We start from the raw sequence: 20,657 nt of genomic DNA, 5'->3' as shown, positions 1-20,657 counted from the left end.
CTTTGCTGGTGGTGCTACTTGGCCGGCTTGGCGGCGAGGAAGTCGTGGGCGTGGTCGTGGAAGAGGCGGTGGATGACGTCGTCGGCCACGCCGTTGCGCTTCAGGTCCGGGATGAGGACCTCGAAGATGTAGTTGATGGTGTGGCCCTTGACGCCGGGCCAGCCCAGCGGGGAGCAGTTGGCGTCGGCGGAGGCGAGCAGCTTGGCCTCGTGGCCCGCGCCCAGTTCGCGCAGGAAGTGGTCCATGCGCTCCTTGCGGGGACGCGCCCAGAACGGCGGGTCCGGCAGCTCCGTCTCGTAACCGAAGGTGTCGAAGCCCAGTCGGCCGCCGACCTCGAGGATGCGCGCGGTGGGGGTCTGGGCGTGGTTGACGCCGTCGTCGACGTGGCCGAAGAGCACGCGGTCCAGGTCGAGGCCCTCCTCCTGGAAGATGGCGATGGCGGGCTCGGCGTCGATGGCCAGGTGGGTCATGACCGGCACGCCGGTCTGCACGGCGGCGCGGGCCGCGGCGCGGTAGATGCGCTTGTCCAGCTCTGTCATGCGGCCACCGCGGGAGACGCCGACCTTGATGATGCCGGCCTTCGCGTTGGTGCCGGTGATGCCGACGGTGATCTCGTGGAGGAAGACCTCGGTGAGGTACTCGACGGATGCGCGGGCGAAATGGGCCAGGGCGGTGTCGCCGCCGACGAAGCCGGTGCAGGCCACGATGTGGACGCCGGTCTTCTCGGAGAGGGACTGGTAGTAGGGGATGTCGCGGCCGTTGCAGATGCCGGTGGCATCCACGAAGGTGGCGGCCCCGCCCGCGTACTCGCGGAACTTGCGCAGCTTCGGGACGGTCTCCTCGTAGCGGACCTCCGGGGACTTCCACCATTTGGTGTCGAGTTCGGAGCCGGGCATGCCGTAACCGATGTGCTCGTGGATGGCGACGAATCCGAGTTCCTCCACCGGGATCGCGCCGAGGACGGTGTTGACGAAAGACAACGTGGGCTCCTTAGTTGTTCTCGCGGACGGTGATGAACTCGCGCGGGTTGTCGCGGAGGATGCGCTGGGCGTCCTCCCCGGACAGGCCGAGTCCCGGGATGAAGTCGGCGGCGACGGCGCTGTAGGCGACCTCGCGGGGCTCGAGCCCCTTGGCCACACCGATGGCGTTCGACGAGCAGATGATGCGCTCGCCCAGGCCCTCGGCGATGAGGGTGCTGACGAGCTCACCGCGGGCGGTGTCGTCAAGCAGTCCCTCGGACCCGGTGCCGACGTTGTCGATGCCGACGTAGGCACCCTTGCGGGCGATCTCGAGCGCCGGGGCGCCGACGCGGTCGCAACCGCCGACGAGCACGCGGGCGGGGTCGAGGCCCTCGGACAGGACGATCTCGAGGTCGCCGAGGGCGTCGTCGCCGTACTGGAAGGACATCGGCGCACCGGTCTCCTTCGCGGCGCGGGCGGCACCACGCAGGAGGGACTCGTCGGTGGCGGTGCGTCCCGCGCGGGTGACGGCGGTGACGATGAGGCCGGCGCCGGCGCGACGCTCCACGCGCGGCATGACCATGCCCTCGGTCACCTCCTTGGCGAAGAGGTCCGCGAATTTCTCGGCCGGCCACGGGGTCGGCGGGTTGGTCTGCGGGGTGAGGAAGTAGCCGCCCAGCAGCTCTTCGGGACCCTGACCGGTGGAGGCGATGATGTGGACGCCGGTGGCCTTGGACAGGGCCTCCAGCAGGGGGAGGTCCCGGCCGTGGAACATGCCGGTGGCATCCACGAAGGTGCCGCCGCCGTGGGATCTGAAGTCCTCGAGCTTCGCCTGGAGAGTGGTGAAGATCTCGGGGCGGTCGAAGGTGATGTCGGGGGCGTACTGGGCGCCGGGGAGCACAGAGAGCAGGGCCTCGTGGACCGCGACGGTACCCAGGTCCGCGGAGGAAACGGGGCCGAGGACGGTGTTGACTGTCGTCATGGGCGCGACCTTTCAGCGTTTAGGGGCATGAAGAACACGAAAAGGGGGCCGAAGGGTCGGGCGGGGAGCCCGTGGAGCCTTGGTTTTTCGTGGGGTGATGCGGAGGTGCGGGGGAGTGGGCCGGAGAGCGCGCCGTCCGCTGGCGAGCCGTAGCACAGTGCCCCGGGAATGTGACCTTCCTAACGTCGTGACCTAAGATTGGCATAATGTCATGCCAAAGTCAAGCGCTGCACGCTCCTCGCGTCATGTTTACTGAATCATCCTTCTGCCAGCATGAACGTCGTCGGAAAAGGTGCTACGTGACGAAATGGTACTTGAATTCCTCCGCCTGATGGATGGCCAGACGCCATCCCGCGGGCACCCCGCCGGTGGAGAAGAAAATCGTCTCGATGGCCAGCAGCGGACTGCCTTTTGCCACCCCGAGTGCCGCCGCCTGCTTCGTGGTGGCCGCCGTCGCCCACGCCTCATGCTCCGCCCGGTCGAGGGTGATGCCGTACTCGCGTTCCAGCAGTTCCATCGCCGAACCCCGCTCCTCCAGGAACTCCACGCTCGGCAGGAAGCCCTCGGGGGAGCGGATGTAGACATCGGCGTCGACGAGCGGCTCACCGTCAATCGACATCAGCCGGGTGAAGTGCAGCAGCCGCTCATCCTCCGGCAGTGCCAGGCGCGCCCGGATACGCGAGGGAGGAACCACCCGCTCCGGCTCCGAGACCGTCGAGGTCGGCTTAAGTCCCTTATCGGCGAGGAACTGGAACAGCCCGCCCGGACGGATATCCGCCGGTCGGTCCACCCGGGCCCCCACCACGGGGAAGGTGCCCTTGCCCTGTTTGCGGTAGACGAAGCCCTCCGTGGTCAGATCGCTGAGCGCCTGCCGGATCGGGGCGCGGCTGACACCGAAGCGTTCCAGCAGCTGTGCCTCCGTCATGGGCACGCCCGGGTCGGCGGTACCGCTGGTGATCTCCCTGCGGAGGATCTCCTTGATCTGCTTGTACATGGGGACCCCGGAGACGGGGTCGAGCTCACCGGTCGACATGGTTCGAGTCAACCACAGGCGAGGGGACGATCCTGGAACCGGTGGGCAGCGGGTCGACCAGCTCAGCGCCGTCCATGGTCACCGACCACGGCCCGCTCAGCTCCGGCACCGGTTCCGGGGGTGGCGGCGGGACCGGCTCGGCCAACGGGTGAATCGCCTCCGGCTCGCCGTGATCGACGTCGAGGAACGCCGCCCCGCCGACCACGAACACCCGCACCCCGAGAGGCCCGGGGCCGGCCAGATGCTCCTGCATCCGGTGGGCGATGAGCGGATCCAGGCTCGCGATGACCGCACCGTCCACCGTCACCTCAGTCCCGTTCAGCCGCCCCAGCAGCTGGCGGTCGGGGCCGTCCACGTCGGGCAGCTCCACCGGGAAGCGGCGCCCCTGCGGCAGCACCGAAGCTCCCTCGGGCAGCGAGTTCCACGGGACGGTGAGCTCAGGGGCGGGAAGTTCCACCGCGACGTCGAGAAGACCGCGGTCACGGTTGATGCCCACCCGGGCGAAGACCGCCGGCTCCTGCCGGATATCGTGCACGCGGTCAATGTCCCGGAAAACCTGGCGGATGCCCGCCGGCAGCGAACCGATCGTGCCGTAGCCCCAGCGCACCCGCCAACCACCCCGCACCAGGTCCGGGACCAGCCGCACCGGGATGAGCGTGCCCGACGGCTCGATGAGCTCTGCCGTGCGCAGATGGGAGAAGAGGATCGCCTGGCTGACCTTCTCCACCGGCAGGGAATGCACATCGGTGCCCGCCGGTGGGCGGGCGAGGGGGTAGCTGGGGACGGCCATGGAACACAGCCTAGTCGGGTGTTCTCCGCCGCCCCTTGTGTGACAGCGGTAACATGGCTGGCACCGCATATCACCAGAGGAAGGACCTCCCGGAACCATGAGCCTGAAGAAGAAACTCGTTGCCGTTGCAGCCGCCGCCACCATGGCCACCGCAGCCCTGTCCGCCCCCGCCCACGCGCAGGACCCGGCCCAGCAGCTGCGCCAGTCCGCCGAGCCCGTCGCCCAGAGCTCCTTCGACCTCTACCAGTCCCTGTTCAACAACCCCGTCACCGCCCCCAGCGCCATCGGCGTATTCCTCTCCTCCATGACCTGGCACTACCTGATCTGGTGCCCGGTGGCGATGCAGCTGGGTTCCGAGGGCACCGACATGGGCCGCTGCAGCTTCTAGGCTAACCATGAGGATCCCGCCCGCCGGTCTGTTCGCCGGGGCAGCCGCCGCACAGCGCCTGCTCGCCGGCCGCTTATCGACGCCCCCGCTGCTTCTCCCTGCCCTGCCGCTGCTCGCCGCGGCCGGCCTGCTCGGTGTCGGGGCGGTGCGGGAGTTCCACCGCGCCCGGACCACCATCGACCCGGTCCAGGTGGAGCGCGCCTCTACGCTGGTCACCGGCGGCGTGCTGGGGCGTACCCGTAACCCGATGTACCTGGCGCTGGCCCTGATGCTGGTGGGGCATGCAGCGTCCCGCCGTTCCGTGCCGGCGCTGCTGCCGGTGGCCGGCTTCGTGTGGGCCATCGGCAGGTGGCAGATCGCGGCCGAGGAGACGGCGTTGTCGGCGCGTTTCGGTGCCGAATACCAGGCCTACGCCGACCGGGTGCCCCGGTGGCTCGCATGTGTCTAGGGTGGGGCCATGGAGCCGATGAAGTTGAGTATCCGGCCCGGGGACATCACCACCCTGGCCGTCGACGCCGTGGTCAACGCCGCCAACTCGCAGCTGCAGGTCGGCGGGGGAGTGGACCTGGCCATCAACCGGGCCGGGGGCCCGGGCATTCAGGCCGAGGCTCGGCGCATCCGGATTGACCAGTACCCCGACGGTCTACCCGCCGGGCAGGCGGTGGCCACCACCGCCGGTGATCTACCCGCCCGCTGGGTGATCCATACCGTGGGGCCGGTGTACTCCCCGACCGAGGACCGCAGCGCCACCCTCGCCTCCTGTTACCGGGAGTCCCTCCGTCTGGCCGCCTCCCTGGGGGCGGCCTCAATCGCCTTCCCGGCGATCTCCGCGGGTGTCTACGGCTGGCCGATCGATGATGCCGCCCGCATCGCTGTGGAGACCTCCCGGGCCATGGCCCACGAGGTCGGACGCACCGTGAAGGAGGTCATTTTCGTGCCCTTCGGCGAGGAGGCGGTCCGGGCCTATGAGACGGCGCTGGCCCGGTAGACAGGGGCACGGCGGATCGCGGAAAGGTGACCCCGCCGCTGGGTCCGGAAACTGCTGTCGCAGGCCGATCCCGGTGGTGGTTGTCCGCGCTTATCCGGTCGCGCTGATCCGCACGCCGGTCGCCGGGCGGGTGAGCATCCGGGTCCAGGGGAAAGTCGTGTCCTTCACGTCAGAGGAGATCGTGACGTCCGGGCGGCACATGACCACGACTGCCGCGGCCAGGGCGGAAACGGTGATCTTCTCGCCGGGGCAGCGGTGCCCGGTGCGCACATCACCGCCACCCTGGGGGATGAAGGCAGTGATGGACTCCGCGGCCTCCACCCCGTCATAGGGCAGGAAGCGTTCGGGGTCGAAGGAACCGGCATCGCGCCACTCCGCCGGTGAGGTGAGGGTGCCCACGAAGTCCAGCAGCACGCGCTGGCCCTTGCGTACCGGACAGCCGCTGACCTCGGTGTCCTTCTTCGCCAGGGCGGGCAACATCGGCACGAAGGGGTGGGTGCGGCGCACCTCCTGGGCGAAGGCCACCGCCTCCGGAATGTCAGTAAGGGAACCGCCGGCCTGCTGCGAGGCCGCCCGGATCCGTTCCACCCACTCGGGGTGCTTGACCAGCGCTGCCGCGGCGAAGGCCGCGAACCGGCCCACCGCGACAGTGGGCCGGGTGAGGTTCTGCAGCTCGACTGCAGCTACCTTGTCCTCTACCAGTTCGCCGTTTTCATCACGCAGGTCCGCCATGTGGGCGAGGACGGAATCCGGTGCGGCCGTGACCTGGCCTGAGCGGACATCCTGGATCAACTGCGTGGCCCAGCGGTCCAGCCGAACCCGTTCCACCATGGCGACCGGGTTCTGGCTGAGCTGGCCGAAGGTGTCCAGCAGGCGGTTCATCTGCCTGACGCGGCGGTCCATCTCCCCGTCGGACAGTTCCACCCCCGCCCAACGCAGCGCGGCGCGGCCGAAGGCGAGGGCGGCGTCATCATGGACGTTGCCCTCTTCTGCCTTCCATCGTCCATGGGCGGCCTCGAGTTCCTCGGCCACCAGTCGCTGGAAGTCCGCGACCCGGTCGTTGTCGTAGGCCAGGTCGGTCATGGCGTTCTTGCGTACACGGTGGGGCTCGCCGTCGAGGGTGTGCACCGCCTTGTCCCCGAAGAGCGGGAGCTGGACGAGTGTGGGCATGGCGCCGTGGCGCTCCATGAGGTCATTGTCGTAGAAGAAGCGGACCCCTTCCTCACCCCGGACGAGTACGGAGGTCTTCCCCAGCAGGGTCAGGGACAACGGGGTGTGGGAGGTGGCCGGCAGGCCGGCCTTCTCCCGGAGGCGGGAGGCGAAGAGATAGCCCCAGCGGAGGAAGCCGGGGGCCTGTTCGGTGCGGATACGGGCGGGCCTGGTCTGGGTCATCTAAGGTCACCCCTGGAAACCCCTGCCGTCAGGCATGGGGAGGAAAGGGGTGCGTTAGACGTTTCGCTGGTTTTCGACATACTGCTTGACGACCTCCAGGGTTGCGCCGCCGACAGTTGCGACGACATACGAGTTGGCCCAGAACGTGGGAAGCCTGGATAGGAGGGACGGGAACTCTTGCCTGAGAACAGGACGAGCTTCCCTGGATCTGCTTGGCAAGCCGGTGGATGCCGTACTGCGGGCCGCATGCGACCAGCAGGTGAACATGATCGGGCATGGTGTCCGGCTCCATGATGGCGCATTCCCGTGTCGGTGGTGACCTCCCGGACGATCTGTGTGAGCCGGTCCGCCACCCCTTGCCTCGATGACGGGGCGACGATATGTCGGGCACCATACGAGGTGACAGGCACGGCGGGACACGACGTTGTTGTCCGATCTGATGTGCTACCTCTGGACGGTCCATGGTGTGGTGGGGTATAGCTGGCGGTGTGGACGAGATCGTGCGTTACACCTACCGCCTGCGCCCCGGAGCACAGGCGCAGCACGCACTTGTCCAGGAATGGGGCCGGTGCCGATTCCTGTGGAACGAGGCAGTCCACCAACAGAAGACCGGCAGCAAGCCGACTCTGGCGAAACTGGGGAAGCTGCTGACCGAGCTGCGGGGCAGGAACGCGTGGATGCGGGAAGGCTCCCAGGTCGCCCAACAAGCCATGCTGCGCGCTTATACGCAGGCACTCCAGCAGTCCTACACCGTCAAGGGCCGAGGAAGACCGACCTACAAGTCGAAGAAGCGCACGTGGGCGTCGTTGGAGTACAGCACCCGCGGGTTCTCGATCCGGGGCGGTCGTCTGCGACTGCCGAAGGGTGTGTCGATTCCGGTGGTGTGGTCGAGGGAACTGCCCTCCGACCCGACGAGTGTGCGCGTCTACCAGGACAGTCTGGGCCACTGGTACGCCTCGTTCGTGGTCCGACGCGAGGCGAAGCCAGCACCGGAGGCCGAGGGACGTATCGGTATCGACTGGGGAGTGTCCACCACCGCCACGACCACCGACGAACCCTATGACCTGCCCTATCTCGGGCACCGCAGACGCTGTGCCGCCGAGCTGGCCAAGGCTCAACGCAAGATGGCGCGGCGTCGCCGCAAGGGAGGCAAGCAGTCCAACGGGTACCAGCGGGCCCGCCGTCAGGCCGCGAAGCTGCACAAGAAAGCCGCCCGCCAGACCCAGCATGATTCCCGGGTGTGGGCCAAAAGGGTCACCGACAACCATCACCTGATCGCGGTGGAGGATTTCAAACCGACGTTTCTCGCCACATCCACCATGGCGAGGAAGGCCGCGGATGCCGCCATCGGTGCGGCCAAACGGGAACTTGTCACCAGTGCCGAGCGGGCTGGCCGGAAGGGGGTGCTGGTTCAGCCCGCCTATACCACCATGACGTGTTCTGAGTGTTTCGCGAGAGCCAAGCAAGCACTCGGACTCGATGAACGAACCTTCCGGTGCCAGGCCTGCGGATACACCTCAGGCAGGGATAGGAACGCTGCCAGGGTGATCCTGGCTGTGGCAGAACGGGGCCACACCAGTGTTGAGGATATAAGACATGTGCAACCTCCTTTTGGGGAGGTTGTGGGTGCGGTCTGAGCTGGAAATCCCCCGGCTTTAGCCGTGGGGAACCGTTAAGCACCCCAACCTACGGGAGGCGCCGGTCACATGCAGGGAGTTTTATGTCGTATACCCGGTACCCCCGGGGATAACCGGGGGTGAGGTCGGGTGTCCGGAAAAATATGCAGGTGAACAACCTCCCTGGTCAATAACAGGTTTTCTCCGCTCTGCCCACTGATTTCTCCCGCCCTAGAATCAAGGACGAAGATGTTTTCCGGACCCAGGAGCAGACACACATGAACAACATGGATTTCGCGGGGCAGACCATCATCATCACGGGCGCGGGCTCCGGCATCGGGCGGGCGACCGCCCTCCTGCTGGCCCGCCGGGGCGCACACGTGTTCATCGCCGACATCTCCGATAATGCCGACCAAGTGGCTGAGGAGATCACCACCGCTGGTGGCCAGGCCACCGCCGTCATCGGTGACATCTCCGACCGGGCGGTGGTCGACGCGCTGGTGGCGCAGGCCGCGGACACCGGGGGTCGTCTCGGGCTGGTTAACAACGCCGGCATCATGGATCGTTTCGCGGGGGCCGCCGACACCGATGATGAGACCTGGGAGCGCTGTCTCCGGATCAACCTCACCGCCCCTTTCCTGCTCACCCGGGCCGTTCTGCCGCACATGCGACAGGCCGGGGGAGGGGCAATCGTCAACGTCGGTTCCGCCGCCTCCCTCCGTGGCGCTGCCGCTGGTGCCGCCTACACCGCCTCCAAGCACGGGGTGGCCGGGCTGACCAAGAACACCGCCTACACCTACGGCCGCGAGAACATCCGCTGCAACCTCATCGCCCCGGGTGGGGTGGAGACCAACATCATGGCTACCTCGGCGACGGAGACCCAGATCGACCCGGCGCATGGCCTGGCCGCCCTCACCCCGATCCACCAGTCGGCGCTGCGCCAGGCCAGCGCGGAGGAGCTGGCCGGCCCGATCGTGTTCCTGCTTTCCGACGCCGCCTCCGACGTCAATGGCGTCATCCTCCCGGTCGACGGCGGCTGGGCAGCCGGGTAACTTCACCCCGCCGGGGCCACGTACTCCGCCAGATACTGCCCGGTCAACGTGGTCCCGTCGGCGATGAGTTCGTCCGGGGTCCCGGTGAAGGTGACCCGGCCGCCCTCGGAACCGGCGCCGGGGCCGATGTCGATGATGTGGTCGGCGTGCGCCACCACAGCCAGGTGGTGTTCGATGCACACCACGGTCTTCCCGGCGTCGACCAGCCGGTCAAGCAGCCCCAACAGCATCTCGATGTCCGCCAGATGCAGGCCCGTGGTCGGCTCATCGAGGATGAACACGTCGGTCTTCTCCGCCAGGTGTGAGGCCAGTTTGAGCCGCTGGCGTTCGCCACCCGACAGGGTGGTCAGGGGCTGGCCGAGGGTGATGTAGCCCAGGCCGACGTCGACAAGCCGGGTGCAGATCTTCGCTGCCGCGGGGACCTTCGACTCGGGTGCCGAGAAGAACTCGGCGGCCTCGGCCGCCGGCATAGCCAGCACCTGCGCGATGTCCCGGCCGCCGAAGTGGTAGTCGAGGACGGCCTCGTCGAAGCGCCGCCCCTCGCACACCTCGCAGGGGACGTCCACACCCGACATGATCCCGAGGTCGACATAGACCACACCTGCCCCCTTGCAGTTGGGGCACGCGCCCTCGGAATTGGGGGAGAACAGCGCCGGCTTGACGTCATTGGCCTTGGCGAAGGCCTTGCGGATCGGTTCCAGCGCGCCGGTGTAGGTGGCCGGGTTGGACCGCCTTGAGCCGCGGATGGGGGCCTGGTCCACGATGACGGTGTTCTCCCGGCGTGGCAGGGAGGCGATGAGCGAGGACTTGCCGGAGCCTGCCACACCCGTGATGGCGCTGAGCACCCCGGTGGGGATGTCCACGTCCACGTCGCGGAGGTTGTTGCGGTCCGCACCCCGTATCTCGATGGCCCCGGTTGCGGTGCGGGTGGTGTCCTTCAGCCGGGTCCGGTCGTGGAAATGGTGGCCGGTGGCGGTGTCGGAGGCCGCCAGCTCCGCCACGCTGCCCTCGAACTGGATGAGCCCGCCCGCGCGGCCGGCACCGGGGCCCAGGTCGATGATGTGGTCGGCGATGGCGATGGTCTCGGGTTTGTGCTCGACGACCAGCACGGTGTTGCCCTTGTCCCGCAGTTCCAGCAGCAGGGCGTTCATGCGGCGGATGTCGTGCGGGTGCAGTCCGGCGGTCGGTTCATCGAAGACGTAGGTGATGTCGGTCAGGGCCGAGCCGAGGTGACGGATCATCTTGGTGCGCTGGGCCTCGCCACCCGAGAGTGTGCCGGCGGGACGGTCGAGGGTGAGATAACCCAGACCGATGGACACGAAATTATCCAGGGTCTCGCGGACGGCGCTGACCAGGGGAGCCACAACGGGGGCCTCGACGCCGTGCATCCACTCCGCCAGTTCCCGGATCTCCATGGCGCACAGTTCGGCGATGTTCTTCCCGTTGATCCTCGACTCCAGGGCGTGGCGGGCCAGGCGGGTGCCGCCGCAGTCGGGGCAGGTGATGAAGGTGACGGCCCGGTCGACGAATTCGCCGATGTGCTTCTGCATGGCGTCGCGGTCCTTGCTCAGCATGGACTTGGTGATCTTCGGCACCAGGCCCTCATAGGTGATGTTGATGCCGCTGAACTTGATCTTCGTCGGCTCCTGGTAATACAGGGCGTGGCGCTGCTGCGCGGTGAAATCCACCACCGGGACGTCCGCGGGGTAGAGGCCCGATTCGGCGTAGCCGCGCATGCTCCAGGAACCGACCTTGTAGCCGGGAATGAGCAGGGCGCCGTCGTTGAGGGAGCGGGATTCGTCGACCAGCTGGGTGAGGTCGATATCGGAGACCCGGCCCAGTCCCTCGCAGCGCGGGCACATGCCGCCGGTGCGGCTGAACTCCACCTTCTGCCGTTTCCCGCCCCCGACGCTGAGGCCACCCGAGGCGGAGACCGAGGGCACGTTGAAGGAGTAGGCGCCGGGTCCGCCCGCGCGGGGTTCGGCGATGCGCGAGTAGAGGATGCGCAGCATGGCGGTGGCGTCGGTGGCGGTGCCCACCGTGGAGCGGGCGTTGGCGCCCATCGGCTCCTGGTCGACGAGGATGGCGGTGGTGATGCCCTCCAGCCGGTCGACGTCGGGGCGGGCGAGTGAGGGCATGAAACCCTGGACGAAGGTGGAGTAGGTCTCGTTGATCAGCCGCTGCGATTCAGCCGCGATGGCGCCGAAGACCAGCGAGGACTTACCCGAACCGGAGACCCCGGTGAAGACGGTGAGCCGCCGTTTGGGTATCTCCACGCTGACCCCGCGCAGGTTGTTCACGTGGGCGCCGGTGACGCGGATGACGTCGTGGGAATCAGCTGGCGGCAGGCTCTCTGGGCTCACGGGATCCTCCGGGAAAGTGTCTGGGAAAGGGGAGAACCGAGTGTAGTCCCGCACCACCCCGGTGGTACCGGGCTACGGCACGTGGTGGGTCCAGTCTGCGGTGCCGAACTTCTCCTCAACCAGCTGCTCGGCCGCCGCCAGATCCTCGGGCTGCAGCTCGGCCATCTGTGCGCCGTAGCGGTTGCTGAACTCCGTGATCATCGTGTCGATGATCTCCTCGCGCGGGGCACCGGTCTGCCGGCGCAGGGGGTCGACGCGTTTCTTCGCCGAACGCAGGCCCTTGCTGGCGAGTTTGACCTTGCCCACCCGCAGGACGTCGGTCATCTTGTCGGCGTCGATGTCGTAGCTCATCGTCGCGTGGTGCAGCACCACGCCCTTGCGGCGTTTCTGCGCGGCACCGCCGATCTTGCCGCCGTCGGAGGTGATGTCGTTGATCGGCTCGTACCAGGCGTTGACACCGTGGCGGCCCAGGGCGGCGAGCACCCACTGGTCGAGGTACTCGTAGGAGGCCTCGTAGCTCAGGCCCGCGACCATGGAATCGGGGACGTAGAGGGAGTAGGTGATGCAGTTGCCACCCTCCATGAACATCGCCCCGCCGCCGGAGATCCGGCGCACGACCTGGATGCCGTGTTTCTCCACGCCCTCGGGCTCGATCTCATTGATGTAGGACTGGTAGGAACCGATGACGGCGGCGCGGTCCTCCCACTCCCAGAAGCGCAGCGTCGGGCCGCGGTCACCGGCGGCGACCTGGTCGAGCAGGACCTCATCGAGCGCGACGTTGACCCTGGTGGGCAGGGGGCCGGGGTGGATGATCTCCCAGGTGTGGTCGGTGAAGTCGGTGCCGCCGGCCACCGCGCGGCGCACTACCAGCGCCACGTCGGCGGTGCTGAAACCGTGCAGGGCAACACCGGCGATGTGGGCCAGCGCGGCGTCAATACGCTCCTGCAGCTGCCCGGCATCCTCGCTTATGGGCGCCCCCGTAAGCGCCGGCCCCAGCGCCTCATAGGCCTCATCGGGTTCGAGGAAGAAGTCCCCGGAGATCTGCGCGGCGCTGATGTGACCATCCTCGACAGTGACATCCGCGACGACGAGCTTGCCGTGGGGGACCTTGATCTCAAAATGCTGCTGCATACCCGCCCAGGGTACGTGAAGGAGAAAGTGATGGTAGGACTGAAGACATGGACTTCAGCTTCGACAAACTGGTCACCCTGACGCCGCAGGAGGGCGCGGAGGAGGCGCTGGTCTGCGGCCCGGAGGGCTGTGCCCCGGCTCCGACTTCAGAGCCGGAACCTGAGCCCGGGGACCATGCTTAACATCCTCCTGGTCCTCCTCTTCATCCTCATCGGCGGTGTCTTCGCCGCAACCGAGATGGCGCTGGTGAGTCTGCGGGAATCGCAGATCCGCCAGCTGGAGCGAGGGTCATCCACCGCGCGTGGGGTGGCGGCACTGGCCCGGAACTCGGGCCTGTTCCTCTCCGCGGTGCAGATCGGCGTGACCTTCGCCGGTTTCTTCTCCTCCGCCTTCGGCGCCTCCACCATCGCCCCGCAGATCGCACCCCGGCTGGTGGACTGGGGGCTGGGTGAGCGGGCTGCGCAGATAAGCGCGCTCGTGCTGATGACGGTGTTCATCTCCTACCTCTCGCTGGTGCTCGGCGAGCTGGTGCCCAAACGCATCGCCATGCAGAAGGCCCGGCAGGTCAGCCTGCTCACCGCCCCGCCGCTGCGGATCTTCGCCCGGCTGATGCGGCCGGTGATCTGGCTCGTCGACACCTCCTCCGGGCTGCTGCTGCGCCTGCTGGGTTTCGACCCGGCTGCGCGCACCTCCGAGATGAGTACGGAGGAGGTCCGGGACATCATCATCTCCCACCAGGGCATAGACAAACGTCAGCGAGAGCTCTTCGACGACGTCTTCGAGGCCGGGGAACGCATCGTCAGCGAGGTGATGCGTCACCGTTCCGACACCGTCGCCTACCAGGAGGACCTGACCGTTGCGGAGGCCTCCCGGGACATCATGGACCGCCCCTATTCCCGCTACCCGGTCTACGACGAGTCCATCGACGACATCGTCGGCTTCGTGCACGTGCGTGACCTCCTGGAACAAGGGGCCTCCGGCAATGGGGAGGTGCCCATCGGCGATATCGTCCGCCCCATCGCCCAGTTCCCAGGCTCGATCTCCCTGCCGGAGGCGATGTCCCAGATGCGGGCCTCGGGCCAGCACATCGCCATGGTGGTCGACGAGTACGGCGGTACCGACGGCATGGTCACCCTTGAGGACCTGCTTGAGGAACTCGTCGGCGAGATCTGGGATGAGTACGACACCGACCAGCGTCGGGCCTTCATGCGCCTGCACGAATCCCGCTTTCTGGCCGGGATGATGAACCTCGAGGATTTCGCCGAGGCCACCGGCATCACCCTGCCTGACGGGCCCTACGAGACCATCGCCGGCTGGCTGCTCACCCGCCTCGGCCGGCTGGGACAGGAGGGGGATGTCGTGGACATCCCGCCGGAGTTCACCGCCGATCCGGACGATGATGAGGGGGAGGGGGAGGCTGTGGCCCGCTACGAGCTGGCGATCGCTGAGGTCTCGGGTAACCGCATCGTCACCGTGGAACTGAGGAAATCCGGTCGCACCGACCCCACGGAGGACACCGTGGAGGAGTCCTCCCCGTAAGCTAAACGGTCATGTACGATCTCCCGACGATTCTCACGGCTTTCGGCCTGACGCTGTTCGCGGGTCTGGCCACGGGTATCGGCGGGCTCATCGCCGTGGCGAAGCGTGATCCCGGGCAGCGCTTCATGGCCGGGGCCTTGGGGCTGTCCACCGGCGTCATGCTCTATGTCTCCTTCATGGAGATCCTGCCGAAGGCCTTCGACGAGCTCACCAGCGTGTGGGGTGAGCGCGGGGGCAGCTGGGCGACGGTCGCGGCCTTCTTCGCCGGTATCGCGGTCATCGCCGTCATCGACCGGCTGGTGCCCGAGCCGATCAACCCGCACGAACGCGGCATCGGCGACGACCCGAAGAAATCCGCCCAACGCCGCCGCCTGATGAAGATGGGCATGTTCACGGCCGGGGCCATCGCCATCCACAACTTCCCCGAGGGTTTCGCCACCTTCATCGCCGGACTGGAGGACCTCACCATCGCCATCCCGGTGGCGGTGGCCATCGCCATCCACAACATCCCGGAGGGGGTGGCCGTCGCCGTGCCGATCCGGCAGGCCACCGGTTCCCGGAAACGCGCCCTCGCATGGTCGACCGTCTCAGGCCTGGCTGAGCCCGCGGGTGCCCTCATCGGCTTCCTGCTGCTCATGCCCTTCCTCGGCCCGGCCACCCTCGGCCTGTCCTTCGCGGTGGTGGCGGGCATCATGGTCTTCATCTGCCTCGATGAGCTCCTACCTACCGCGGTGTCCACCGGCCGCCACCACACCGCGATTTACGGACTCATCCTCGGCATGGCGATCATGGCGGCCTCCCTGCTGCTCATGCTCTGAGAACCTGCCGCTTCTCGACGCCGCGGCTCAGTGCGCCTCCACCTGCTTGTGCGCCCCGCGCCGGGTCAGGCGGGCGACACCTTCCACGAGGAAGGCGACCACCCCGCCCCAGAGCAGGCCGAAGATCAGCGAGAAGAATGTGTTGACCAGCCAGCCGACAAAGCCGCCGCCGGCGGCGGTCTCCAGGTGGTGGATGGTGTCATAGATCCAGGTCAGACCGAACTCGTCGAGCCCGACGATGATGATGTGCCCGCCCACCCAGAGCATGGCGAAGGTGCCGACCACCGCGATGGTGGTGAGCACCTTCGGCATTGCCGCGACCAGTCCCCGGCCGAAACCGGCCCCGGCTCCGCCACGGGAGACCATGTGCAGGCCGATGTCGTCCATCTTCACCAGCAGGGCCACCGCGCCGTAGACCAGCGCTGTGATGCCGACACCGACTACCACCAGGACCGCGGCGCGGAAGGCCATGGGCTGGTCGGCGACCTCGTTGAGCGAGATGACCATGATCTCCGCGGACAGGATCAGGTCGGTCATGATTGCACCCTTGACCAGCTGGTCCTCCGCCCCGGCGGACTTCTCCTGCGCCGGGGTGTCGTGGCCGCCGTGGCCGAGCACCTTCGCCAGGACCTTCTCCGCTCCCTCGTAACAGAGGTAGGTGCCGCCGATCATGAGGAGCGGGGTCAGTGCCCACGGGGCGATCCACGACAGCAGCAGGGCGACCGGGAGGATGATGATGAGCTTGTTGAACAATGAACCCTTGGTGATCCGCCAGATCATCGGCAGCTCCCGGGCAGGGGAGACCCCGGCGACGAAACGCGGGGTGACCGCGGCGTCATCGACGACGACACCGGCGGCCTTCATGGAGGTCTTGCCTGCGGCGGCAGCGACATCGTCGACGCTGGCGGCGGCTGCGCGGGCGATGAGAGCGACGTCGTCAAGCAGGGCGAGCAGGCCACCGGCCATGGTCTCCACCTTTCGGTCGGGGTGCGTGCGGGAACACATGTGGTCCTGATCATCGATTCTAGGCGCCCGGGCCTAGACTTGGGCACATGAGAATTGCGGTCATCGGGGCAGGGGCGGTCGGCGGCTGGTTCGGGGGAGGGCTGGTACGGGCAGGCCACGAGGTGGTCTTCATCGCCCGCGGCAGGAGCCTGGAGGTTCTGCAGGGGGAGGGGCTGCGACTCAACGACGACCCGCCGATCCCGGTCCGCGCCGTGGAACATCTCTCCGAGGCCGGTTCCCCGGACGTGGTCCTCCTTGCGGTGAAGGCGACCTCCGGCACGGACTTCGCGGCACTGCTTGAGGGCCTGGGGCCGGAATCCCTGGTCGCCGTCACCCAGAACTCCGTCGAGGTGCCCGCCCGCGTCGCCGAGATCGCCGGCACCACACGCACCCTCCCCGGGGTCGTGCGCGGCTACTTCCACCACACCGGCCCCGGCCGGGTCGAATTCCACGGCGGACCCATCTCATACGAATTCGGAACCTGGGACGGGCACACCGACGATGTCGCCGACGGGTTCGCGGCGGCGCTGCAGACGGCGGGTGTCGACGCCCGCGTGCACCCGGACATCTTCGTCGATGTCTGGGAGAAGGCCATGTACGTCACCAGTACCGGCGCCCTCGGCGCCCTGGCCGGCCGACCGCTCGGCGAACTGCGTACCCGCCTGCGCCCCAGCCTGACGGCACTCATGACGGAGATCCACGCCACTGCGCTGGCAAACGGGGTACCGCTGAGCGAGGACGCCGTGGAACGTACCCTCGCCTTCGCCGACCGCATGCCCGCCGACGCCACCAGCTCCATGCACCGCGACCTGGCAGCCGGCCTGCCGGGCAGCAGCCACGAACTCGACGCCCAGGTCGGTGCCATCTGCCGTCTCGCGGCCCGGCACGGGGTGGATGTCAGGCTGCATGACCTGGCATTTGCTCTGCTGGGTTAGGGTGTGGGCATGACAGCTTCATCCACAGCCCGGGTCAGGTGCGACCGCCCGGGCAGGTACGCACGCTCGCTGGCCAACCGTTTCGCGCAGACCGCGCACACGGAGTGGGACAGTGAGCAGGGGACCGGACACATGCTGTTCACCTGGGGACTCGAGGGCGAGGTGGACATGATCGCGGGTGACGGTGTCCTGCTGCTGCACCTGGTGGGCCCGGTCGAGGAAATCGAGCAGTTCGAGGCCATGATCGGCGGCAGCCTCGTGGACATTGCACGGGGCACGGGCCTGGAGGTGGCGTGGAAGCGCGCCGGTGGGCAGGAGGGGACGCGCTGGGTCGACGACACCGGGGACACCGGCGGGGAGAAGGAGGCGTCTTCGGGCGCGGTAGACTGAGCGCACCAGAAGACCAATCGCGGGTACCCGGTGGAAGTCCGGGCTGAGACGCACAGGGCACCGGATGTTTCGCTGCCGGCGAACCGCTGAACCTGATCCGGTTAGTACCGGCGCTAGGGAGATTATCCATGAGCACTCCGCGTGCGCGCTCATCGTGGCGCGTCATCGACATCATCATCGCCTCTGTCCTGGGCGTGGCCTGCGGCCTCCTGTTCTGGGCGTGGAACTCCATCGGCTACGCCTGGTTCACCGCCATGGACGCCCTGACCCCGGGTTTCGGTGGTCTGGCCGTCGGTGTCTGGCTGATGGGCGGCGTCATCGGTGGGCTGGTGATCCGTAAGCCGGGCGCCGCGCTCTTCGTGGAACTCCTCGCGGCCGTGGTCTCCGCGCTGCTGGGCAACCAGTGGGGCATCGAGACGCTCTACGCCGGCATCGCCCAGGGCCTGGGCGCGGAGCTGGCCTTCGCCGCCTTCGCTTATCGACGTTTCACCCTGCCCGTGGCCATGCTGGCCGGCGCGGGTGCCGCGGTCGGCGCCTTCGTCCTTGAGCTGTTCACCAGCGCCAACCTGGCCAAGTCCCTGGCCTTCAACTCGATCTACCTGACCTGCCTGCTCATCTCAGGTGCGGTGCTGGCCGGTGTGCTCGGCCACTGGCTGGTCCGCGCGCTGGCGGGGACCGGCGCGCTCGACCGGTTCGCGGCCGGACGGAAGCCGGTCTGATGACGGCCCTCGTCGAGGCGCGCAACCTCGGCTGGCGGCACGCCTCCCGGCTCAAACCCGCCATCGAGGACATCTCCCTGCGTCTGGAACGCGGGGAGAGGGTCCTGCTCACGGGTGATTCCGGGGCCGGAAAATCCACCCTGCTGGCTGCCCTGGCGGGTCTGCTCGGCGATGAGGAGGACGGCGAGCAGGCCGGCACCCTCGAGGTCAACGGCACCGTCGGCATGGTCCTGCAGGATCCCGATTCCCAGGTCATCGCCTCCCGCATCGGCGATGACGTCGCCTTCGGCTGCGAGAACCTGCGCGTGCCGCGGGAGGAGATCTGGCCCCGCGTGCGCCGTGCCCTGGATCTGGTCGGTCTGGATCTCCCGCTGGATCATCCCACCCGCCACCTGTCCGGCGGGCAGAAGCAGCGTCTCGCGCTCGCGGGTGTCATCGCCATGGGCGCGGAGCTGATCCTGCTGGATGAGCCGACGGCCAACCTTGATCCGGAGGGGCGTCGTGAAGTTGTTGAGGCGGTGGCCACGGTCGTCGCGGAGACCAACGCCACCCTTGTGGTGGTCGAGCACCGCCCCCGCCTGTGGGCACCGATGATGGACCGCTTCCTCCACCTGGGGGATGACGGACTGCGGGAGAGCACCGCTGCCGAACTGCCCGCCCCACCGGTGCTGCCCGCCGCCCGTGGCGTCGTTCCCGGCGCGCAGGCCATGGTCAGCGCCCGTGAGTTGCGCACCATCTGGGGCCCACCCCGGACCCTCGACCTGCCGGAGGGGGCGTCGACGGTGATCACCGGCCCCAACGGCTCCGGCAAATCCACCCTCGCGCTTACCCTGGCGGGCCTGCTGGAACCGCTCGGTGGCCGGCTCGACTACTCGGAGACCCTGCGGCAGGGGCTGCGGAAGGCCCCGCACGCCTGGACCTCCCGTCAGCTCGCCCAGCGCATCGGCTATGTCTTCCAGGATCCCGAGCACCAGTTCGTCGCCCGCACCGTCGCCGCGGAGATGGCCGTCTCCGGCGGAACACAGGAGCGCATTGACGACCTGCTGACCCGACTGCGCCTCACCCACCTGACGGAGGCCAACCCCTTCACCCTCTCCGGCGGGGAGAAACGACGGCTGTCCGTGGCCACCGCCCTGGTCAACACCCCGGCCTTCCTGCTTCTCGACGAACCGACCTTCGGCCAGGACCCCACCACCTTCACCGAGCTCATCGGCCTGGTCCGCGAACTCACCGACGAGGGCGTCACCGTCGCCTCCATCACCCACGACGAGCTCTACATCCACGCGCTCGGCGACCACACGGTGGAGGTGCGGTGAACCTCCTCAACGGCATCAACCCGGTGACCCGCATCATCGGGCTCATCCTGCTGACCACCCCGCTGCTGCTGTCCGTGGACGTCGTCTCTGCGGGCGTGGCGCTGACCTTCACCCTCATCGCCGCACCGTTCTGCGGCGTCGGTTGGCGGCGCCTGCTCCGCCGTGGCTGGCCGGTTCTGCTGGCCGCGCCCCTGGCGGCGGTGCCCATGGCGCTCTACGGCCGCCCCGAGGGCGACACCTACTTCCAGTTCCTCCTGGCACACGTCACCGACAACTCCCTGCAGCTGGCCGCCGCCATCTTCGTGCGCGTGCTCGCCGTCGGCCTGCCCGTGATCGTCCTGTCCGCCGACGTGGACCCCACCGACCTCGGCGACGGTCTGGCGCAGGTGCTCAGACTGCCCGAACGTTTCGTCCTCGGCGCGGTGGCCGCCGCCCGGCTGGTCTCCCTGTTCCGCGACGACCTCGACTCGATGCGCCGGGCACGCCGGGCGCGCGGCATCGCTGACCAGGGTCGTGTCCGTTACTTCCTCACCCTCGCCTTCGGCCTGCTGGTGCTCTCGCTGCGGCGGGGAGCGAAACTGGCCACCGCGATGGAGGCCCGCGGCTTCAACAGGGTGGCTGAACACGGCCGGACCTGGGCCCGGGAATCCACGCTGTCCCGGCGCGACTGGGTGGTCATGGCCGTGTGTCTGTTCGTCTCGGCGCTGGCCATCGGTGTGGCGGTGGTGGTCGGTTCCTTCCGCTTCCTGGGGGTGGCATGAGCCGGTTGACGGTGCTTGTCGACGGTCCCTCCGGTGCCGGGAAGACCACCTTCGCCGAGGCGGTCTCCCGGCGCACCGGGCTGCGGGTGGTGCACCTGGATGATTTCTACCCGGGCTGGTCAGGGCTGGCGGCCGCCTCCCGGATGGTGGTGGATGATGTGCTCCACCCGACCGCACCCGGTTTCCGGCGCTGGAACTGGGAGACGGATACGTCTGCGGACTGGGTGGCGCTGGATCCGGCGGAGTCGCTCATCGTGGAGGGGGTCGGCGCGCTGACGGCGGCTTCGGTGGCTGCGGCACGGGCCCTGGGTGAGGTGTTGACGGTGCGCATCAACGCCCCCACGGAGGTCCGCCGCACCCGGGCGCTGAACCGCGACACCGGCTATGCGCCCTTCTGGGAGATGTGGGCGCAGCAGGAGGCCGTGCATTTCCGCGCGCACGGCCACCTCCCGGTCGACTTCGACCTGAAGTGGTGAGACT

At 68.1% G+C, this 20,657-nt stretch carries 22 protein-coding genes and 1 pseudogene; 14 read left to right on the top strand and 9 right to left on the bottom strand.

The genetic code is table 11. From position 1 onward, the window contains the following. Positions 1-14: 14 nt before the first annotated feature. From EAH68_RS01815 to EAH68_RS01800, 4 genes are all read right to left on the bottom strand, one after another. Positions 15-980 carry a phosphotriesterase family protein gene (locus EAH68_RS01815; RefSeq protein WP_126119612.1) on the bottom strand — a complete coding sequence of 322 codons (966 nt, stop codon included), beginning with the start codon at positions 978-980 and terminating at the stop codon, positions 15-17. 10 nt (positions 981-990) lie between these two features. Next, positions 991-1,941 carry a phosphotriesterase family protein gene (locus EAH68_RS01810; RefSeq protein ID WP_126119611.1) on the bottom strand — a complete coding sequence of 317 codons (951 nt, stop codon included), beginning with the start codon at positions 1,939-1,941 and terminating at the stop codon, positions 991-993. 295 nt (positions 1,942-2,236) lie between these two features. Next, positions 2,237-2,974 (bottom strand): GntR family transcriptional regulator, encoded by a 738-nt coding sequence (locus tag EAH68_RS01805; protein ID WP_126119610.1) that lies wholly within the window; start codon positions 2,972-2,974, stop codon positions 2,237-2,239. Next, positions 2,961-3,764: a hypothetical protein gene (locus tag EAH68_RS01800; RefSeq protein WP_126119609.1), complete on the bottom strand. Its 804-nt coding sequence runs from the start codon at positions 3,762-3,764 to the stop codon at positions 2,961-2,963. Before EAH68_RS01800 ends, EAH68_RS01805 begins: the two co-directional genes overlap by 14 nt. Before the next feature lie 97 nt (positions 3,765-3,861). On the opposite strand from EAH68_RS01800, the gene EAH68_RS01795 reads away from it, so the two are divergent. The 3 genes from EAH68_RS01795 to EAH68_RS01785 are packed head-to-tail and all read left to right on the top strand — an operon-like array spanning position 3,862 to position 5,140. Further along, on the top strand, positions 3,862-4,152 hold the full coding sequence (locus tag EAH68_RS01795; protein ID WP_126119608.1) for a hypothetical protein: 291 nt from the start codon (positions 3,862-3,864) through the stop codon (positions 4,150-4,152). A gap of 7 nt (positions 4,153-4,159) precedes the next feature. After that, on the top strand, positions 4,160-4,600 hold the full coding sequence (locus EAH68_RS01790; RefSeq protein WP_126119607.1) for a methyltransferase family protein: 441 nt from the start codon (positions 4,160-4,162) through the stop codon (positions 4,598-4,600). A gap of 18 nt (positions 4,601-4,618) precedes the next feature. Further along, complete coding sequence (locus tag EAH68_RS01785; RefSeq protein WP_126119778.1) at positions 4,619-5,140, top strand: O-acetyl-ADP-ribose deacetylase; 522 nt, start codon at positions 4,619-4,621, stop codon at positions 5,138-5,140. Between the two features lie 90 nt (positions 5,141-5,230). Here the strand turns inward: EAH68_RS01785 and EAH68_RS01780 are convergent, their stop codons facing one another. Further along, positions 5,231-6,532, bottom strand: a complete 1,302-nt coding sequence (locus tag EAH68_RS01780) for a cytochrome P450 (RefSeq protein ID WP_126119606.1) — start codon at positions 6,530-6,532, stop codon at positions 5,231-5,233. 54 nt (positions 6,533-6,586) lie between these two features. Then, a pseudogene (gene tnpA, locus EAH68_RS01775) lies at positions 6,587-6,973 on the bottom strand (IS200/IS605 family transposase). Between the two features lie 47 nt (positions 6,974-7,020). Between tnpA and EAH68_RS01770 the strand changes: the two are divergent. After that, a complete protein-coding gene (locus EAH68_RS01770) occupies positions 7,021-8,169 on the top strand; it encodes an RNA-guided endonuclease InsQ/TnpB family protein (RefSeq protein ID WP_439647599.1) in 1,149 nt (382 codons plus the stop codon). A gap of 257 nt (positions 8,170-8,426) precedes the next feature. After that, positions 8,427-9,200 carry an SDR family NAD(P)-dependent oxidoreductase gene (locus EAH68_RS01765; RefSeq protein ID WP_126119604.1) on the top strand — a complete coding sequence of 258 codons (774 nt, stop codon included), beginning with the start codon at positions 8,427-8,429 and terminating at the stop codon, positions 9,198-9,200. A gap of 2 nt (positions 9,201-9,202) precedes the next feature. Here EAH68_RS01765 and EAH68_RS01760 read toward each other — a convergent pair whose 3' ends face one another. Beyond that, a complete protein-coding gene (locus EAH68_RS01760) occupies positions 9,203-11,548 on the bottom strand; it encodes an ATP-binding cassette domain-containing protein (protein WP_126119777.1) in 2,346 nt (781 codons plus the stop codon). An 87-nt stretch (positions 11,549-11,635) separates the two neighbouring features. Then, positions 11,636-12,694, bottom strand: a complete 1,059-nt coding sequence (gene lplB, locus EAH68_RS01755; RefSeq protein ID WP_126119603.1) for a lipoate-protein ligase small subunit — start codon at positions 12,692-12,694, stop codon at positions 11,636-11,638. A gap of 47 nt (positions 12,695-12,741) precedes the next feature. Between lplB and EAH68_RS15045 the strand changes: the two genes are divergently transcribed. The 3 genes from EAH68_RS15045 to zupT are packed head-to-tail and all read left to right on the top strand — an operon-like array spanning position 12,742 to position 15,051. Continuing rightward, complete coding sequence (locus EAH68_RS15045; protein WP_277600448.1) at positions 12,742-12,876, top strand: hypothetical protein; 135 nt, start codon at positions 12,742-12,744, stop codon at positions 12,874-12,876. Next, a complete protein-coding gene (locus EAH68_RS01750; RefSeq protein ID WP_126119602.1) occupies positions 12,869-14,233 on the top strand; it encodes a hemolysin family protein in 1,365 nt (454 codons plus the stop codon). The genes EAH68_RS15045 and EAH68_RS01750 overlap by 8 nt, the downstream gene beginning before the upstream one ends. An 11-nt stretch (positions 14,234-14,244) precedes the next feature. Continuing rightward, complete coding sequence (zupT, locus tag EAH68_RS01745; RefSeq protein WP_126119601.1) at positions 14,245-15,051, top strand: zinc transporter ZupT; 807 nt, start codon at positions 14,245-14,247, stop codon at positions 15,049-15,051. 27 nt (positions 15,052-15,078) lie between these two features. On the opposite strand, the gene EAH68_RS01740 is transcribed toward zupT, so the two are convergent. Continuing rightward, on the bottom strand, positions 15,079-16,017 hold the full coding sequence (locus EAH68_RS01740; RefSeq protein WP_126119776.1) for a DUF808 domain-containing protein: 939 nt from the start codon (positions 16,015-16,017) through the stop codon (positions 15,079-15,081). 86 nt (positions 16,018-16,103) lie between these two features. Between EAH68_RS01740 and EAH68_RS01735 the strand changes: the two genes are divergently transcribed. From EAH68_RS01735 to EAH68_RS01710, 6 genes are all read left to right on the top strand, one after another. Further along, positions 16,104-16,991: a 2-dehydropantoate 2-reductase gene (locus tag EAH68_RS01735; RefSeq protein ID WP_126119600.1), complete on the top strand. Its 888-nt coding sequence runs from the start codon at positions 16,104-16,106 to the stop codon at positions 16,989-16,991. A 9-nt stretch (positions 16,992-17,000) separates the two neighbouring features. Continuing rightward, complete coding sequence (locus EAH68_RS01730) at positions 17,001-17,381, top strand: DUF2218 domain-containing protein (protein ID WP_126119599.1); 381 nt, start codon at positions 17,001-17,003, stop codon at positions 17,379-17,381. A 128-nt stretch (positions 17,382-17,509) separates the two neighbouring features. Further along, a complete protein-coding gene (locus tag EAH68_RS01725; RefSeq protein WP_126119598.1) occupies positions 17,510-18,100 on the top strand; it encodes an ECF transporter S component in 591 nt (196 codons plus the stop codon). Further along, positions 18,100-19,416 (top strand): ABC transporter ATP-binding protein, encoded by a 1,317-nt coding sequence (locus tag EAH68_RS01720; protein WP_126119597.1) that lies wholly within the window; start codon positions 18,100-18,102, stop codon positions 19,414-19,416. Before EAH68_RS01725 ends, EAH68_RS01720 begins: the two co-directional genes overlap by 1 nt. Then, the gene (locus tag EAH68_RS01715) at positions 19,413-20,177 is read left to right on the top strand and encodes an energy-coupling factor transporter transmembrane component T family protein (RefSeq protein WP_126119596.1); all 765 of its coding nucleotides are present in this window, start codon (positions 19,413-19,415) and stop codon (positions 20,175-20,177) included. Before EAH68_RS01720 ends, EAH68_RS01715 begins: the two co-directional genes overlap by 4 nt. Continuing rightward, complete coding sequence (locus EAH68_RS01710; RefSeq protein WP_126119595.1) at positions 20,174-20,653, top strand: nucleoside/nucleotide kinase family protein; 480 nt, start codon at positions 20,174-20,176, stop codon at positions 20,651-20,653. Before EAH68_RS01715 ends, EAH68_RS01710 begins: the two co-directional genes overlap by 4 nt. The last annotated feature ends 4 nt before the right edge of the window (positions 20,654-20,657 follow it).

The sequence above is a fragment of the Corynebacterium hylobatis genome, assembly GCF_003955685.1.
Classification (GTDB): domain Bacteria; phylum Actinomycetota; class Actinomycetes; order Mycobacteriales; family Mycobacteriaceae; genus Corynebacterium; species Corynebacterium hylobatis.
This window is presented reverse-complemented; position numbering and strand designations above follow the sequence as displayed.